The sequence below is a fragment of the Vibrio sp. HA2012 genome (assembly GCF_002812955.1).
In the GTDB taxonomy this organism is placed as follows: Bacteria; Pseudomonadota; Gammaproteobacteria; order Enterobacterales; family Vibrionaceae; genus Vibrio.
Genome location: NZ_PFXK01000007.1, coordinates 186,096 through 202,552, shown reverse-complemented (window position 1 = coordinate 202,552; position 16,457 = coordinate 186,096). Strand labels below are relative to the sequence as shown.

The 16,457-nt window shown below is 45.8% G+C and carries 16 protein-coding genes; 11 read left to right on the top strand and 5 right to left on the bottom strand.

Translation table 11 applies throughout. From position 1 onward, the window contains the following. Positions 1-1,593: a bifunctional phosphoribosylaminoimidazolecarboxamide formyltransferase/IMP cyclohydrolase gene (purH, locus tag CSW98_RS13940; protein ID WP_100801135.1), complete on the bottom strand. Its 1,593-nt coding sequence runs from the start codon at positions 1,591-1,593 to the stop codon at positions 1-3. A gap of 445 nt (positions 1,594-2,038) precedes the next feature. On the opposite strand from purH, the gene kduD reads away from it, so the two are divergent. From kduD to CSW98_RS13900, 8 genes are all read left to right on the top strand, one after another. Continuing rightward, entirely contained in the window at positions 2,039-2,800 is a 762-nt protein-coding gene (gene kduD, locus CSW98_RS13935; RefSeq protein WP_100801083.1) for a 2-dehydro-3-deoxy-D-gluconate 5-dehydrogenase KduD, read from the top strand. 23 nt (positions 2,801-2,823) lie between these two features. Continuing rightward, entirely contained in the window at positions 2,824-3,342 is a 519-nt protein-coding gene (locus tag CSW98_RS13930) for a YgjV family protein (protein ID WP_100801082.1), read from the top strand. A 69-nt stretch (positions 3,343-3,411) separates the two neighbouring features. Continuing rightward, complete coding sequence (locus tag CSW98_RS13925) at positions 3,412-4,050, top strand: RpiB/LacA/LacB family sugar-phosphate isomerase (protein ID WP_100801081.1); 639 nt, start codon at positions 3,412-3,414, stop codon at positions 4,048-4,050. Positions 4,051-4,363: 313 nt separating this feature from the next. Further along, positions 4,364-5,353, top strand: coding sequence for a TRAP transporter substrate-binding protein (locus CSW98_RS13920; RefSeq protein ID WP_100801134.1), 990 nt, complete (start codon positions 4,364-4,366; stop codon positions 5,351-5,353). A gap of 57 nt (positions 5,354-5,410) precedes the next feature. Further along, entirely contained in the window at positions 5,411-5,926 is a 516-nt protein-coding gene (locus CSW98_RS13915) for a TRAP transporter small permease (RefSeq protein WP_100801080.1), read from the top strand. Further along, a complete protein-coding gene (locus CSW98_RS13910) occupies positions 5,919-7,226 on the top strand; it encodes a TRAP transporter large permease (protein ID WP_100801079.1) in 1,308 nt (435 codons plus the stop codon). Before CSW98_RS13915 ends, CSW98_RS13910 begins: the two co-directional genes overlap by 8 nt. A gap of 18 nt (positions 7,227-7,244) precedes the next feature. Then, a complete protein-coding gene (bglB, locus tag CSW98_RS13905) occupies positions 7,245-8,387 on the top strand; it encodes a beta-galactosidase BglB (protein WP_100801078.1) in 1,143 nt (380 codons plus the stop codon). Between the two features lie 204 nt (positions 8,388-8,591). Further along, positions 8,592-9,398: a helix-turn-helix domain-containing protein gene (locus tag CSW98_RS13900; protein ID WP_100801077.1), complete on the top strand. Its 807-nt coding sequence runs from the start codon at positions 8,592-8,594 to the stop codon at positions 9,396-9,398. On the opposite strand, the gene CSW98_RS13895 is transcribed toward CSW98_RS13900, so the two are convergent. Then, positions 9,399-10,268 (bottom strand): LysR family transcriptional regulator, encoded by an 870-nt coding sequence (locus CSW98_RS13895; RefSeq protein WP_100801076.1) that lies wholly within the window; start codon positions 10,266-10,268, stop codon positions 9,399-9,401. A gap of 107 nt (positions 10,269-10,375) precedes the next feature. Between CSW98_RS13895 and CSW98_RS13890 the strand changes: the two genes are divergently transcribed. The 3 genes from CSW98_RS13890 to CSW98_RS13880 all read left to right on the top strand — a co-directional run bounded on the left by CSW98_RS13890 (position 10,376) and on the right by CSW98_RS13880 (position 13,845). Beyond that, a complete protein-coding gene (locus tag CSW98_RS13890; protein WP_100801075.1) occupies positions 10,376-11,149 on the top strand; it encodes a TSUP family transporter in 774 nt (257 codons plus the stop codon). 122 nt (positions 11,150-11,271) lie between these two features. Next, positions 11,272-12,546, top strand: coding sequence for a sensor domain-containing diguanylate cyclase (locus CSW98_RS13885; RefSeq protein WP_157810390.1), 1,275 nt, complete (start codon positions 11,272-11,274; stop codon positions 12,544-12,546). Positions 12,547-12,771: 225 nt separating this feature from the next. Next, a complete protein-coding gene (locus CSW98_RS13880; protein WP_100801073.1) occupies positions 12,772-13,845 on the top strand; it encodes a beta/alpha barrel domain-containing protein in 1,074 nt (357 codons plus the stop codon). Between the two features lie 207 nt (positions 13,846-14,052). On the opposite strand, the gene fis is transcribed toward CSW98_RS13880, so the two are convergent. From fis to prmA, 3 genes are all read right to left on the bottom strand, one after another. Then, a complete protein-coding gene (gene fis, locus CSW98_RS13875) occupies positions 14,053-14,349 on the bottom strand; it encodes a DNA-binding transcriptional regulator Fis (RefSeq protein ID WP_100801072.1) in 297 nt (98 codons plus the stop codon). 23 nt (positions 14,350-14,372) lie between these two features. After that, entirely contained in the window at positions 14,373-15,338 is a 966-nt protein-coding gene (gene dusB, locus CSW98_RS13870) for a tRNA dihydrouridine synthase DusB (RefSeq protein WP_100801071.1), read from the bottom strand. A gap of 150 nt (positions 15,339-15,488) precedes the next feature. Next, positions 15,489-16,376, bottom strand: coding sequence for a 50S ribosomal protein L11 methyltransferase (prmA, locus tag CSW98_RS13865; RefSeq protein WP_100801070.1), 888 nt, complete (start codon positions 16,374-16,376; stop codon positions 15,489-15,491). Positions 16,377-16,457: the final 81 nt, after the last annotated feature.

Here is a 16,457-nt window from a genome sequence, read left to right as displayed (position 1 = left end):
TTAATGACGGAAGTGACGCATGCCGGTGAAGATCATTGCCATACCGTGTTCATCGGCTGCGTCGATCACTTCCTGATCACGCATTGAACCGCCAGGCTGGATAACGCATTTAATACCGGCTTCTGCTGCTGCATCAATACCATCGCGGAACGGGAAGAAGGCATCAGATGCCATCACGCTGCCTGCAACTTCCAGACCTTCATCTGCTGCTTTAATACCAGCAATTTTAGCGGAATAAACACGGCTCATCTGGCCAGCACCCACACCGATAGTCATATCGCCTTTTGCGTATACGATAGCGTTGGATTTCACGAACTTAGCAACTTTCCAGCAGAACAGGGCATCTTTCAGCTCTTCTTCTGTTGGCTGACGTTTGGTCACCACTTTCAGGTCGTCCAGAGTTACCATACCCTGATCGCGATCCTGAACCAGAAGACCTCCGTTAACCCGCTTCATATCAAAGCCAGTGGTTTTGGTTGCCCATTCACCGCATTCCAGCAGGCGAACGTTTTTCTTCGCAGCAACAACTTCAACGGCTTCAGCAGAAACTGCAGGAGCGATGATCACTTCAACAAACTGACGGTCAACGATAGCTTGCGCTGTAGCTGCATCCAGTTCACGGTTGAATGCGATAATGCCGCCGAATGCTGAGGTTGGATCAGTTTTGTGAGCGCGGTTATACGCTTCAAGGATATCGCTGCCCAGTGCGACGCCACATGGGTTGGCGTGCTTAACGATCACACATGCAGGCTCTGCAAACTCTTTCACACACTCAAGTGCTGCATCGGTATCTGCGATGTTGTTGTAAGAGAGTGCTTTGCCCTGAATCTGTTTGGCTGTTGAAACAGAAGCTTCCTGCGGATTTGCTTCAACATAGAAAGCGGCAGCTTGGTGGCTGTTTTCACCGTAGCGCATATCTTGTTTCTTTTCGAATTGCTGGTTGAAGGTACGCGGAAATTTGCTTTCTTCATCCCCTTCTTTGTTTTCGCCGTAGCTGGGAACCATCTTACCGAAGTAGTTCGCGATCATGCCGTCGTAAGCTGCAGTGTGTTCGAATGCTGCGATAGCCAGGTCAAAACGAGTTTCCAGTGTCAGAGACTTGTCGTTAGCGTCCATTTCAGCAATAACACGGTCATAATCAGAAGCATTGACCACAATTGTCACATCTTTATGGTTTTTCGCGGCAGAACGAACCATTGTCGGGCCACCGATATCGATGTTTTCAACCGCGTCTTCCAGAGAGCAGTCTGCTTTTGCAACCGTTGCTGCGAATGGGTACAGGTTGACCACTACCATATCGATAGGACTGATACCGTGCTGTTCCATGACAGCATCATCCTGACCTCGACGACCCAGTACACCGCCGTGAACTTTGGGATGCAGGGTTTTAACGCGGCCATCCATCATTTCAGGGAATCCGGTGTAATCAGAAACTTCAGTTACGGAAATACCTTTTTCAGCCAGCAGGCGGGCCGTACCGCCAGTGGATAGAATATCAACCCCACGGGCTGAAAGAGCTTGTGCAAACTCAACGATTCCGGTTTTGTCTGATACGCTGATTAGAGCGCGGCGAATTGGGCGAGCGTTAGTCATGCTTCCATTTTCCTCAAATTCACAGAGAGTTAGTAGTAACACCGGCTGGCAGAATACCTTTTCACCTGCCGGTGGCAGAAGATTTGATGGCGCGTATTCTAACTAATTTACAGGGAAAATGCTCGCGCAATCGTTTGGCATCACAAAAATACCTTAATTGGAAAGATTTTTTCCTGTATCGCTAAGCTGTTAGCTGTGTGTGGGGAGAGAGGTCATTTCACGACGGTATACTATAAGACATCCAACTAAAAAAAATAAAACGTTTTTTTAAAAAATAATCCATTATGAGTGTTGGTTTATTTTAAAAGTAAGACTATCGTCAATAATTATCGATAATCTTTTAAAAAATATTTGAAACGTCTTTTCATTTGATTAATCATAAATCAACCAAAATGAAACGCGAGTTCATTTTGATGCTTAACCGGATTCTTCAAAGGAAAAGATTATGATTCTTGATGCATTTAAACTGGACGGCAAAGTTGCAATCGTCACTGGTTGTGATACCGGCCTGGGACAGGGGATGGCGCTGGGACTGGCGAAAGCCGGTTGCGATATTGTCGGCGTTAATATTGTTGAACCAACGGACACTATGGCAAAGATTGCTGAGACAGGACGTAAGTTTGTGGATGTTCGAGCCAACCTGATGAAACTGGATGATATCCCTTCCATCGTCGAGCGTGCAGTGGCTGAGTTTGGCCGGATTGATATTCTGGTGAACAATGCCGGTATTATTCGCCGTGCCGATGCTATCGAGTTTTCTGAGCAGGATTGGGACGACGTGATGAACATCAATATTAAGTCTCTGTTCTTTATGTCTCAGGCCGTTGCAAAACAGTTTATTGCACAGGGTGAAGGCGGTAAGATTATTAACGTAGCATCTATGCTGTCTTTCCAGGGAGGGATCCGAGTTCCTTCCTATACGGCGTCCAAAAGTGGTGTAATGGGTGTTACCCGCCTGATGGCTAACGAGTGGGCGAAGCATAACGTGAATGTGAACGCGATTGCCCCGGGCTATATGGCGACGAACAACACTGCGGCATTGCGTGCGGATGAGTCCCGTAATAAAGAAATTCTGGAGCGTATTCCTGCTGGTCGCTGGGGGGATCCGGAAGACCTTGCCGGGCCTTGTGTGTTCCTGTCATCTTCTGCTTCGGATTATATTAATGGTTATACCATTGCTGTTGATGGGGGCTGGCTTGCCCGCTAGTTCCTGAAAAGGATAATGAAAAGATGGTTGCAGATTTGTCTCTGGCGCAGTTATTAGGTTTTGTCAGTCTGGGGCTTGGTATATCCACGTTTTACCAGAAAGATGATCGGCGGCTTAAAGTGATCATGTTGATCTTTAATCTGAACCATCTGCTTCACTATGTCTTACTGGGTTCAATGGTCTCGGCCTGTACGGCCGGGTTGTCCGCGGCAAGGACAGCGACTTCCATCTACACCTCATCAAAGTATGCCGCAGCAATCTTTATCAGCCTTGGTTTTGTGGCTGGTATTTATCTGGCTGATCATTGGTGGGATATGTGGCCGATTCTGGGCACCATGATAGGCACTTATGCCATGTTTATGCTGCAGGGGATCGCGATGCGAATTGCTTTTCTTGCCGGAGCAGCCTGCTGGCTGACAAATAATATTCTGGTGGGCTCGATTGGCGGAACATTACTGGAGATGACAGTGATGAGTATGAATACCTTCACAATTTTTCGTTTGCTGCGGGATAAGAAGGTGTGTACGCCGGAACAGGTCTAGCCGATATTCAGAGACCATTATCGTACATAATTGAACGTATTGCGGCTTGTGCCGCAGGAGAACTGAACTATGAAAATTGCACTTATGATGGAAAATAGCCAGGCAGCTAAAAACGCTATGGTGCTGAATGAACTGAACGTTGTAGCCGGGCCTCTGGGACACGATGTTTTTAATGTAGGAATGAGTGATGAGAATGATCATCATCTTACCTATATCCATCTGGGGATTATGGCCAGCATTTTACTGAACTCAAAAGCGGTTGATTTTGTCGTGGCTGGTTGTGGTACAGGACAGGGGGCAATGATGTCTCTGAACCTGCATCCGGGCGTTGTGTGTGGTTACTGTCTGGAACCATCGGATGCTTTCCTGTTTAATCAGATCAACAATGGTAATGCACTGGCGCTGGCGTTTGCTAAAGGTTTTGGCTGGGCAGGAGAGTTGAACGTGCGCTATATGTTTGAGAAAGCCTTTACCGGAGAACGCGGTCAGGGCTACCCGATTGAAAGGGCGGAACCTCAGCAGCGTAATGCTGCAATCCTGAATACGGTTAAAGCGGCTGTCGCAAAAGATAATTATCTGGATACCCTGAAAGCGCTGGACCCTGATTTGGTAAAAACGGCTGTCGGAGGCGCCCGTTTTCAGGAATGTTTCTTCAGCAACTGTCAGGTTCCCGAGATTGCTGAGTACGTTCGGACATTACTGGATTAAGTTGCGTTCGCTTATATTGATCGGTTCAGAACCAGCCTCTTCGGCTGGTTTTTTTGTATCTGAGATTCCGTGTTTGCTTGTTAGTTCGGTGAAATTTTCTTTTTAAAACCACTTTTCAAAACTGTGAGTCTCTGCGGTATTGGCATAAAAAAACAGACGTACTTCTCCGCGAAATGGCGAAATTGCAAAGGTATCTGTTTGCTGCTCGTGTCAGTATAACCCTGTCGAAAAATTCAAGATTACAAACATGACCACTGACATTATTGTCAGTATTCAATAACAGAAACATTGCAAATATATGGTTGGAGGATTTATGTCTAAACCCCTTAGCTCAGTAAAGTGGTTAGTTGCTTCCGCTCTGCTGTTACCTTTAGCAAATACGGCTTATGCGGAAACCATTCTGAAATTAGCTTATGCCGAAAACAGTCAGCCAGTTAAAGACGCACTGCAGTATATCGGTCAGGCGGTTGAGAAAAAGACCAATGGTGACGTGAAAATTCAGTACTTCCCGGACAGTCAGTTGGGCGGTGAACGTGAGCTGGTGGAAATGGCTCAGGTCGGAGCGATTGATATTACGAAAGTGTCTTCCGGTCTGCTGGAAAGTTTTTCTCCTCTTTATGGTGTGTTCTCCCTGCCTTACCTGTTTGATAGTGAGCAAACCTTCTACAAGGTGATGGATAACCCGGAAGTGATGAAAACCGTCTATAGTTCGACAGCGGCGCAGGGATTCTCCGGCGTGGCGTGGTATGACTCTGGCGCACGTAATTTCTATATGTCCGAAGGACCGGTGAAATCTCTGGCGGATCTAAAAGGCAAGAAAATCCGGGTAATGCAAAGTGATACCTCTATTCAGACAATGAAACTGCTGGGTGCATCACCCATTGCGATGAGTCAGGCCGAGGTCTACACCTCTTTGCAACAGGGCATTCTGGATGGTGCAGAAAATAATGAATTCGCTCTGACAATAGCGCGTCATGGTGAGGTGGCTAAATATTATACCTACGATATGCATACCCGTATTCCGGATATAGTGGTGATGAGTAACCTGACCAAACAGAAACTGACTCCGGATCAGATGAAAGCGCTGCAGGAAGCGATCGATGAATCGGTTCAGGTTGAAAAACAGGCATGGAAAGCGGAAATGGATAAGACCCGCGAAATGGCCCGCTCTCAGTTTGGTGTGGAGTTCTATGAGATCGATAAAGCACCGTTCAAAGCAGCAGTACAACCTATCTATGACAATCTGAAAAGTAAACCACAGGTTTATCAGCTGTATCAGAAAATCAGTCAGGTTAGTCAATAAATTTTGTTGTCCGGGAGGGGGGAACCTCTCCCATTTCTATGTGATATCGAGGATATTATGAACACGATTCGCAAGTGGCTGAATACCGTCATTGAAGTCTTTTGCTGTGGGTTAATCGGCATTATGGTTTTAGTGGCTTGCTGGCAGGTGATCAGCCGCTATGTCTTCAATGCTCCCAGCACCTTTTCTGAAGAATTTCTTCGTTTCTCTCTGGTTTGGCTGTCCGTTATCGGGCTGGCTTATGTGGCCGGTAAACGTGAACATATCAGCCTGACCCTGTTCCTGAATAAGTGTCCGCCACAGTTGGTTGAATACTGGAATATTACCATTCAGGTCGTGTTCATTTTCTTTTCTGTTTACATTCTTATTATCGGTGGATGGAAGGTTTCTTCCAATGCCATGATGCAGATCTCCCCGGTGCTACACCTCTCTATGGGTAAGGTTTACTACGCACTGCCGTTGTCCGGTGTGATTACTATTATCTATTCCCTGTTGAATATCACCGATATGGTGAAAGAAATATGTGCCATGAAACATAAAGACGTCAATATGGTAGGAGGTCAGTATGATTGATCCCATTTTCGCTGCCAGCATGCTGGTCGGCATTTTTATCCTGCTATTGGTAGCCGGAACATCTATCGGGCTGTGTATTGTTATCGCTTCCGGTGCGACCATTATGCTGGTGCTGCCGTTTGATATCGCTATGTTTACCACAGCGCAAAAAATGTTTTCCAGTCTGGACAGCTTTGCTCTGTTGGCCGTGCCTTTCTTTATTCTGTCCGGAGTGATCATGAATAACGGCGGTATTGCCACACGCTTGGTGAATTTTGCCAAACTGTTTACCGGCCGGATCCCTGGCTCTCTGTCTTATACCAATATTGCCGGTAATATGATGTTTGGTGCCGTTTCCGGTTCAGCGATTGCGGCCTCAACGTCTATTGGTGGGGTAATGATCCCGATGAGTGCCAAAGAAGGGTATAACCGTAACTTCGCTTCTGCAGTAAATATTGCTTCTGCACCTACCGGGATGCTGATTCCGCCGACAACCGCATTTATTTTGTATGCGTTGGCCAGCGGAGGTACTTCAATTGCCGCTCTGTTCGCCGGAGGACTGATTGCCGGCAGCTTGTGGGGTTTTGGTTGTATGCTGGTTACTTACGTAGTGGCGAAACGCAATAACTACACCAACTTCTTCTCTCTGCAAAAAGGGATGGCTCTGCAGGTAACCCGTGATGCTATTCCGAGCCTGCTGCTGGTGGTAATTATTGTCGGTGGTATTGTTCAGGGGATTTTTACGGCGGTTGAAGCTTCTGCGGTTGCTGTAGTTTATACTGTGTATCTTACCCTGTTTTTATATAAGACGCTGAAATGGTCTGATATCCCACGTATTCTTATCCAGACCTTTGTGATGACAGGTGTGATCATGTTCCTGCTGGCAACCTCATCGGCAATGTCTTTTGCGATGTCGATGACAGGTATTCCAGCCGCACTGAGTAAGATGATTCTGGGCATCTCCGAAAGCCCGCAAATGATCATGCTGGTGATCACCATCTTCTTACTGGTGGTGGGAGCCTTTATGGATATCGGCCCTGCGATCCTGATTTTCACCCCGATTCTGCTGCCTATCGTACAGAAGGTCGGTGTGGATCCAGTGCATTTCGGCATCCTGATGGTCTATAACCTGGCTATAGGTACCATTACTCCACCGGTCGGAAGCGGGCTGTATGTGGGAGCCAGTGTCGGGCAGGTACAGGTTGAGCATCTGGTGAAACCGCTAATGCCTTTCTATCTGGCTATTATCTCTGTATTGCTGCTTATTACTTATATTCCTGATTTAACCCTATTTTTGCCAAGACTGCTTGGCGTGATGTAATCGAATTCCGAGGATGTTATGAAAGTATTTCCTGTAAAACACAGTCCGTTACTGCGCCGGGTTGAGCGTGCTCACCCACGCCGTGTTGTCGTGGATAAAATAACCCAACTGATCGATAACCTGATTAATATTCAGGATACGACGGGTGAATTCCTGCTGCATCTGGATGACGGACGTACCATTGACACTAAAGGCTGGGCTGGCTGGGAGTGGACCCACGGTATTGGTCTGTATGGCATGTACAAATATTATCAGCAGACCAATGATCATAATGTACTCAACATTATTGATGAGTGGTTTGAAGACCGTTTTGCGGAAGAGCAGGCGACAAAGAACGTGAATACCGTCTGTCCGTTCCTGACACTGGCGTATCGATATGAGGAGACAAAAGATCAGTCTCTGATCCCGTATCTGGAAACCTGGGCTGATTATGTTATGTATCAGATGCCTAAAACCCAGAGTGGTGGTATTCAGCACATCGTATATAACAGTGAAAATACAGAACAGATGTGGGATGACACCCTGATGATGAGTGTGATGCCACTAACTAAAATTGGTCTGTTGCTGAACCGTCCTGAGTATGTGGAAGAAGCTAAATACCAGTTTCTGACCCATATTCAGTACCTGATGGACAGAGAAACCGGAGTCTGGTTCCATGGCTGGACATTTGATGGCAAGCATAACTTTGCTGATGCCCGCTGGGCCCGCGGTAATAGCTGGGTGACGATTGTTCTCCCGGATTTTCTTGAGCTTTTGGATCTGCCGGAGCACGATGCTTATCGCCGTCATCTGGTACATATTTTAAACCGCCAGGTGGAAGCACTGGCTAAATATCAGCAGCCAAGCGGTTTATGGTGCACTTTGCTGGATGACGAAAGTTCTTATGTTGAGGCATCTGCAACGGCTGGTTTTGCCTACGGTATTCTTAAAGCGGTACGTAAACGTTATATCAGTGAAGAGTATGCAGAGATGGCTTATAAGGCTGTCGATGCTTTGATTGGTGATTTCATTAATGAATCGGGTGAGCTGATCAATGTGTCTTTCGGAACGGCAATGGGGAGTGATCTGGATTACTATCGGCAGATCCCATTAACATCAATGCCGTATGGACAGGCAATGGCTATTCTGTGTTTGTCTGAGTATCTCAGAACTTATCTGTAAGTGAGTATTTACATTCAATTCTGAACAGTAAAAAAGAGGGATGATTCCCTCTTTTTTTATCCTGAAATTTTTATCTAGAAGAATGTTTAAGCAGGATCACGTTTGCTGGTTTTCACTGTTTGTATCGCTATATTTGCGGATTTCATCACGGTTTTTATCTGTTTGTTTCAATAATCTCTCCTTGAAGATAAAAGGAATAAAACCATGTTTCATTTAACCTGTGATGAGTTTTTCAAAAGTTCTGACGCTACGGTCTGTTCTGAGATTCGTGCTCCGCAACAGGATTATCCGGAACACACCCATGATTTTCATGAGTTGATCATTGTGACCAAAGGTGCCGGGCAGCATATCGTTAATGACATTCCGACTAATCTGGCTCAGAACTATATTTGTTATATTTCTCCGAAAGATAGGCATCTTTATGAGCAGGCTGATAATCTGCACCTGACTAACATTCTGTTTAAGAAAAACCGGATGACGTATTCTCCTTTATTGAAGCAGGTACTGCCAACGGAGCAGGAAGATCCCTGCAGTTGGTATATTTCCACCGATTCAATGAAGCGGGTGGATAGTATACTGGCACAGATAGAGCAGGAATCCGGTATACAAAGCATGGAATCGTATCTGATGACTGAAGCTCTGTTTCAGCAGTTGGTTATTGAGTTGTCACGCGGGCGCTTATCTGCTGCTTCAGGGCACGATGTGGATAACTGTATGCTGCGGATCATTGACTGGATCCAGACCCACTATGCGGAAGAATTATGCTCCAGCACCATTGCGGAGCAGTTTGATGTCTCCTCCCGAACCTTGAGTCGACGAATCAAGCAAATGACTAACCTGTCATTTAACAACTACGTGCACCGGGTTCGTATCAATAATGCAATGAATCTGCTGCTTTATTCCGATCTTTCTATCACTGACATCGCTTTTCAGATTGGTTATAAAGACAGCAACTATTTCAGTACCAAGTTCAAACGTTTTACCAGCAAATCCCCTTCTGAATATCGGTAATTATTTGCTCTGTTTAAATCTTGTGGTTATATTGGTTATTGAACTGACAAAACAGTCAACATGCGTTCTTTTGGGGGACTGACGGGGAAAAACGATACCGATTTCTCTGTAGAACGTGAGTTGTCCGAGTGATATGCATGTACATCCTTCCGGTGTGTCATGTGGCCAGGGGACTAAAGCCACACCGTGACCGCGTCTGACCAAATCCACCATACTTTGAATGTCATCGATTTCGATGACTTCCTGAACCGGAATATCGTGTTTATTTAAAAAGGTATCCACAATTCTTCCGCCAAAAGATCCTTTGTAATATCGGATAAAAGGGAAGGTCTGCAGATAGCTTTTCCATGCTTCTGAGTCTGTTTCTCCGGGAACGATAAGGCAGAAGGGTTCTTCGGATATCGATTTCCAGATCAGATGTTCTGGTAGGGCAAAGCTGGGTTTGATTAAGATAGCGGCATCCAGCTCACCCGCTTCTATTTTTGACAGTAAGCTAATGGATATATCCGGAATGACCTGTATTTTCCACTGCGGAAACTGGTGAATAAACCGGGTGATAGCCGGTGTAACAAAAGACGTCTGAACGGAGTGTATGGAGCCGATCCTCAATGTGCCGGTGTCTTTCACCGATTCATCTCTTATTTTAGACCACTGCCGAATGATGGATTCTGCCTCAGGGATCAGCAGCCATCCTGCATCGTTTAGCCAAATAGACTTTGGTCCTCTATCAAACAATGTTCTGCTAAGAGCCTGCTCCAGCCTCTGCATCTGAGCACTCACCGCTGACTGGCTCAATCCGATATGTTCACCGGCTTTAGCAAAGCTTTTGTATTTGGCAACAGCGAGAAAAGTCTTTAATTCGGTGATCATTTTAGCCTCAATTATATGGGACCTAAGTGGCGATATTTATCGTTTTACCGATAAATAATCAGGTTGTAAAGTCGCAGGGATATTAACAATGAGTAGGGATTCTCATCATGGATATTTCTATAGAAATTCTGGGGTTACTCTTTTTCGCTGCTGGAATAGCCGGATTTATTGATGCGATTGCGGGTGGTGGTGGTCTGTTAACCGTACCTGCGTTATTAGCAGCGGGTATACCACCGGCTCAGGCATTGGCTACCAATAAATTACAGGGAGCATTTGGTAGTTTTTCTGCGAGTCTTTATTTTGTTCGTGCTGGCATGGTGTCACTAAGGCAACTCCGGCTCGCCATCATATTTACGTTCAGTGATGCAGCTGCAGGAGCAGAATTGGTTCAGCGGATTGATGCTACAGTATTAACCAGTTTAATTCCGCTGCTTCTGATTGGTATTTCTTTGTATTTCTTATGCTGTCCATCGACTACTTCAGGTGAAGCCAAGGTGTCTGAGATGATATTCTCAGTAACCGTTGGATTTTGTATCGGTTTTTATGATGGTTTTTTTGGTCCGGGAACCGGCTCCCTGTTCACGTTATGTTTTATTGCACTTGGCGGACTTTCTATTGTTGAAGCAACCGCCAGAACTAAGGTGCTGAATTTTACTTCAAATATTTCAGCATTAACCTTTTTTATCATTGCAGGTCTCCCTGTCTGGAAGGTAGGTCTGATCATGGCTGCTGGACAATTTCTGGGGGCGAGAATGGGCGCGAAAGTGGTGATTACGAAAGGGCAAAAGTGGATTCGTCCGCTCGTCATTGTCATGTCGATGGCAATGGCGATTAAACTCTTATGGCAACAGCATCAGGACTGGTTTGTTGGGTGGTTGTAAGTTGTACTTAGCTCTATAATAAACAGGTATGTTACACATCCGGAGATCCTTATAGAGTGCTAAGACAAAGGTATTTCACTATTAATTCAGTGATATCTGCTGTCACGTGGTTGATTATCACGATGATCGTGTTGATTGCTGGTTTAATTGTCTATTTTCTGACTGTGTTGGATGATAAATCCATTGATGATGTGCACAGTCGTATAGATATTGCTTTTGCGATTGAGAAAGACCAGTTACAGAAGCTCAACGTGGAGTACTCATTCTGGAACGATGCTTATGATTATACTTTGGTAAGGCATGATCAATCCTGGATAAAAGATACCTATCAAGATTATTTATTACCTACTTATAATCTAAGCTATGTCGCTGTGATTAAAAGTGATATGCGGGTTGAGGTATTGGCAAAGCGTCATGATAACGATATTTTTCCTCAAGCAGTTTTATCCTCTTCTGTGCTTGAAATGCTTACCGTGATTCAGCAAGGAGATCTGACCGAACAGAAGCAACCGTTTTTTTCTGAATTTGAGGGAAACATATTTCTTGTGTCTGCAGAACCATTCAGGGATGAAGAAACCGGTGATATTGTAGATGGTTCTTATCTGATTCTGGCAAAGGAGCTCAACGGGTATTATCTCTCTACTTTGTCTGAGCGATACCGATTGCCGGATTTATCTTTAGATTCCGGGGGAAAATATGATGACTCAATGGCATTGTACGGCGTTACGTCAGCAGGGAAATCTGTCGGTTATCTTTATTGGTATACTCCTCGTATAACAAGTCAGATCGCTCCTTATATGATCATCATTATGTTTGCTTTTCTGGTGATCACGGTTGTATTAGCCCGGCTGTTACTGAATAAAGATTTTCGTGATATTGCCCTGTATCAGGAAAAGCTATTCACTGCAGCAACGACTGATTCATTAACGAATTCAGCCAATCGGCGGTATTTCATGGAACTGGGAAAGAAAGAGTTTCAGATACAGGTACTGCAAAAACAGCCGATGTCAGTACTGGTCTTCGATTTGGATCACTTTAAGTCTGTGAACGATACTTATGGTCATGCAGTGGGTGATGCTGCATTAAAACACTTTACACAGATTTGTCAGAAAAATGTTCGGGGAACGGATGTCTTTGGGCGCATTGGTGGTGAAGAATTTGCTGTTGTTCTGTCGGGAGTCTCTCAGGAAAAAGGCATGGAATTAGGAGAGCGTATACGGAACGCTCTTAGTTCAACACCACTGGATATAGACAGGAAAAGTGTGCTGTTAACGGTGAGTGTCGGACTTGCCACATTAACCGAACAAACGTCCTTTGGGGAACTTTTGGATAATGCTGATAAGGCATTATATCTGGCGAAGAATTCAGGACGGAATGTCGTTAAATCCTATGAGTAAAGTAAGCGTTCTGCTATATCATTTCTGTCAGTGATTTTTGCACGGACACGTTTTCCTACGGAAATGAATTCGAACCGATGCTCAGGTGGCAAATTTTTCCGGGTAAATCAGGGTATTTTGTCATGTTGTCTTAGAGCTACAGTAATAATACCGGTGTTCAATAGCGCCGACAAACGTTAGAATTTGCGCAATTTTATATTGGTACAACTCAGTAAGAGGCTTCTGATGGCAATACCAACCCAGTTTGAACTTTATGACATTCTCAAAACCTATGAGGATAATTACCAAAACGGTCCATTCTTTGATGCCGAGATCCCATCCCGACCTGCGATCAAGCCGACTCACAAGGTGTTTGGCTTTGAAGTTAACTCTCGCCTTGGCGTACCGGCTGGGCCTTTGTTGAATAGTCATTGGTGTGATATTTATGCGCAGCTTGGCTTTGATCTTCCGGTATACAAAACCGTAAGAAGTGTTGAGCGTGCTTGTCACCCGGCACCAAACTGTATTTTCCTGGATACGAACAAGCAGTTTAGTCACAGTGATATTAATACTGAAATCCATCCAGGCACGCGACCGTCACAGGATGAGCGGATCACTATCACCAATTCTTTTGGTGTTCCCTCGCTGGCTCCATCTGTATGGATGAAAGATATCGAAGCGGGCAACCGTAAGATGGGGAAGGGTCAGTTGATGATAGTCTCCGTCAATGGTACGCCGGGTCTGACAGAGCGTAATCTGATTGAGGATTATGGTTATGTTGCGGCAATGGCCAAAGAGGCCGGAGCAAAAGTGATTGAAGTGAACTACTCCTGCCCTAATCTGGGAGGAAGTAAAGAAGGGGCTCTGTTCTCCGATCCGGAAAACTCCGCGCTGGTCTCTAAAAAGATCCGGGAATCCATTGGTGATACTCCGCTAATGATCAAGCTTGGCTGGATGCCTGCAGAACAACTGGAAAAGGTTATCGAGGCGAACCGACCGTTTGTTGATGGTTTTGCTGCCATCAATACTATTCCACGTAAGGTGATGACTCCTGATGGCAAAGCAGCCCTGCCAGGAGAGGGGCGACTTTCGAGCGGTACTTGTGGGTTTGCCATTGGTGATCTGGCTGAAGAAGTCACAAACAATCTTATTGCTCTGCGCACGAAGTGGAAAGACGAATTTGTGATTTGCTCAGTAGGCGGCATGATGAACGCCGGAGATCTGCACCGCAGGCTTGCTATGGGCGCAGATTTGGTCATGAGTGCTACCGCTGCCATGTGGGATCCATATCTGGCACAGAAATTTCACCAGTACAAATAAGCAGAACAGACCATCTCAAACAAGGGCGCTGAATGCGCCCTTAGCTTTATAAGGATAATAGAACCAATCGCTATTTATTAACGCCTCAATTCGTTTTAGGTTTAGAGGTGATTTTTCATGCGTGGGTTTTATTGTGGGTTCAAAAATAAAAAAGACCTAACCATCTAAGGTTTGGTCTTTTAAAATCAATAGGTTATAAACTTTGTTTTAGTTCATGCCGTATTTCTTCAGCTTCTTACGCAGAGTACCACGGTTGATACCCATCATAGTGGCTGCGCGTGTTTGGTTACCGCGGGTGTATTGCATGATGGTGTCTAGTAGTGGTTGCTCAACTTCAGCCAATACTAGTTCGTACAGGTCATTGACGTCCTGACCGTTTAACTGAGCAAGATAGTTTTTCAGAGAAGCTTTTACGGAGTCACGTAGTGGCTTCTGGGTGATTTGATCTTGAGACGTTACCGTAGTTACTGTTAGTGGTTCGGAAGTCAGGTTTTGTTCGAACATATTCTGTCTAGCTCTTCTCGTAATTATGAAACATTTTCAAAATAACCCTGCAGCGCATCGAGTTGGTCGTTAGCCGCATCGATAGCGTTGAAGGTACGGCTGAATTCTTTTGCCTGCCCATGCTCTTTCAGATACCAGCCCACATGCTTACGGGCTATGCGGGGGCCCAGATACTCTCCATAAAACTGGTGAAGTTCCTGAACATGGCCAAGCAAAATACCTTTTACTTCCCCGGAGGAAAGCTCGGGCATTTTGGTGCCGTTTTCCAAATAGTGACGGATTTCCTGGAAAATCCATGGTCGCCCCTGAGCAGGGCGTCCAATCATTAAAGCATCCGCACCGGTATAATCCAGTACATAGCGCGCTTTTTCCGGGCTGTCGATATCGCCGTTGGCAATGACAGGGATGGAAATTGCGGCTTTGACGGCTTTAATGCTGTCGTATTCTGCCTCGCCTTTGTACATACAGGTTCTGGTGCGACCGTGCAGAGCCAGTGCCTGTATGCCGCAGTCTTCGGCCATTTGTGCAATGGAAACACAGTTCTTATTGTCTGTGTTCCAGCCGGTACGGGTTTTCAGAGTAACAGGAACCTCCACTGCCTCAACTACCGCGGTCAGAATCTGTTTGATGATTTCTGGGTATTGAAGCAGGGCTGAGCCTGCCAGTTTCTTATTCACCTTTTTGGCTGGGCACCCCATGTTGATATCAATGATTTGCGCACCGTTCTCAACACTGTGCCGTGCAGCTTCAGCCATAAGCTGAGGATCTGCGCCTGCAATCTGTACCGAGCGAATACCGGATTCGCCCTCGTGTACCATGCGCTGTTTCGATTTTGATGTTTTCCACAGACGCGGGTTGGAGGACATCATTTCACTGACAGCCATACCTGCGCCATACCGGAGACACAACTCACGAAAAGGTCGATCGGTGACACCTGCCATAGGGGCAACAATCAGATTGTTCTTAAGTTGATAGTTTCCGATTTTCAAAACAGCATCATCGTTCTGTACCAGTAAGGGCGCGCATTTTACGCATTTTTTCGGTGCGTGAAAAGACTAATTTTTGAGCATTTTACAATTTGTTTTTTAAATTGCATGTTTTTCAGTCAATTAGCCTTTTAATTTATAAAAGCAAGCTTGTTATGCTCGTTTTTGTCCTGCAATCCGGCACCACTCCTGCATCTCAACAATCGGTTCGATGTTCAGCTCGTCACGGTAGTAACCGGCAACATCTTCTGCCTGAGTATCCAGTACGCCGGACATAGCAAGTAGGCCTTCTGGTTTAATCAGCCCCTTGATCACAGGAGAAAGATCGCGTAGCGGGCCCGCCAGAATATTAGCAACCACGACATCAGCCTGCAGATCGGCCGGCTGGTCTTTAGGTAGGTACAGTTCCAGTTGTTCAGCGACACCATTACGTTCTGCATTCGCTGTAGAAGCAAGAATTGCCTGTGGATCGATATCGATACCGATAACTTTTTCGGCACCCAGTTTGATGGCTGCGATAGCAAGAATGCCAGAGCCACAGCCGAAATCGACCACAGTTTTACCCTGCAGATCCAGGCCTTCCAGCCATTCCAGACACAGAGAGGTTGTCGGGTGAGTCCCTGTACCAAAGGCCAGACCCGGGTCCAGCATTACGTTTACTGCGTCAGGCTCGGGGATTTCACGCCAGCTAGGGCAGATCCACAAGCGTTTGCCAAACTGCATCGGGTGGAAGTTTTCCATCCACTCGCGTTCCCAGTCTTTATCTTCCAGCTGTTCGATCTTGAAGGCAAAACCTTCTTCCAGCAGACGGGAGGCTTTAATCTGTTCCAGAACCAATGCGGTATCGACTTCAGCGTCGTATAAAGCAACGACATCCGTTTCTCCCCACAGACGGGTTTCACCCGGCAGGGGCTCAAATACAGGGGTATCTTTTGCATCCAGAAAGGTTACAGACAGTGCACCGGTCTCTTCCATCAGCATATCGCCGATTGACTCTGCATTTGTATCGGTGGCATTGAGTTTGATTTGAATCCAGGGCATGGGAACACTCTCGGTTTGAACGGTTAAATGTGTGGGGGAGTTTAGCAGATGTCCGGCAAGAAAAAATAAAAAAGGGCGGAG

Bases quoted from the DNA above. Each gene is read 5' to 3' on its own strand.
- CSW98_RS13930 (WP_100801082.1), top strand. From the start codon at position 2,824: ATGGTTGCAGATTTGTCTCTGGCGCAGTTATTAGGTTTTGTCAGTCTG.
- fis (WP_100801072.1), bottom strand. From the start codon at position 14,349: ATGTTCGAACAAAACCTGACTTCCGAACCACTAACAGTAACTACGGTA.
- CSW98_RS13915 (WP_100801080.1), top strand. From the start codon at position 5,411: ATGAACACGATTCGCAAGTGGCTGAATACCGTCATTGAAGTCTTTTGC.
- bglB (WP_100801078.1), top strand. From the start codon at position 7,245: ATGAAAGTATTTCCTGTAAAACACAGTCCGTTACTGCGCCGGGTTGAG.
- CSW98_RS13920 (WP_100801134.1), top strand. From the start codon at position 4,364: ATGTCTAAACCCCTTAGCTCAGTAAAGTGGTTAGTTGCTTCCGCTCTG.
- CSW98_RS13895 (WP_100801076.1), bottom strand. From the start codon at position 10,268: ATGATCACCGAATTAAAGACTTTTCTCGCTGTTGCCAAATACAAAAGC.
- CSW98_RS13910 (WP_100801079.1), top strand. From the start codon at position 5,919: ATGATTGATCCCATTTTCGCTGCCAGCATGCTGGTCGGCATTTTTATC.
- CSW98_RS13880 (WP_100801073.1), top strand. From the start codon at position 12,772: ATGGCAATACCAACCCAGTTTGAACTTTATGACATTCTCAAAACCTAT.
- CSW98_RS13885 (WP_157810390.1), top strand. From the start codon at position 11,272: ATGATCGTGTTGATTGCTGGTTTAATTGTCTATTTTCTGACTGTGTTG.
- CSW98_RS13890 (WP_100801075.1), top strand. From the start codon at position 10,376: ATGGATATTTCTATAGAAATTCTGGGGTTACTCTTTTTCGCTGCTGGA.
- purH (WP_100801135.1), bottom strand. From the start codon at position 1,593: ATGACTAACGCTCGCCCAATTCGCCGCGCTCTAATCAGCGTATCAGAC.
- kduD (WP_100801083.1), top strand. From the start codon at position 2,039: ATGATTCTTGATGCATTTAAACTGGACGGCAAAGTTGCAATCGTCACT.
- CSW98_RS13925 (WP_100801081.1), top strand. From the start codon at position 3,412: ATGAAAATTGCACTTATGATGGAAAATAGCCAGGCAGCTAAAAACGCT.
- prmA (WP_100801070.1), bottom strand. From the start codon at position 16,376: ATGCCCTGGATTCAAATCAAACTCAATGCCACCGATACAAATGCAGAG.
- CSW98_RS13900 (WP_100801077.1), top strand. From the start codon at position 8,592: ATGTTTCATTTAACCTGTGATGAGTTTTTCAAAAGTTCTGACGCTACG.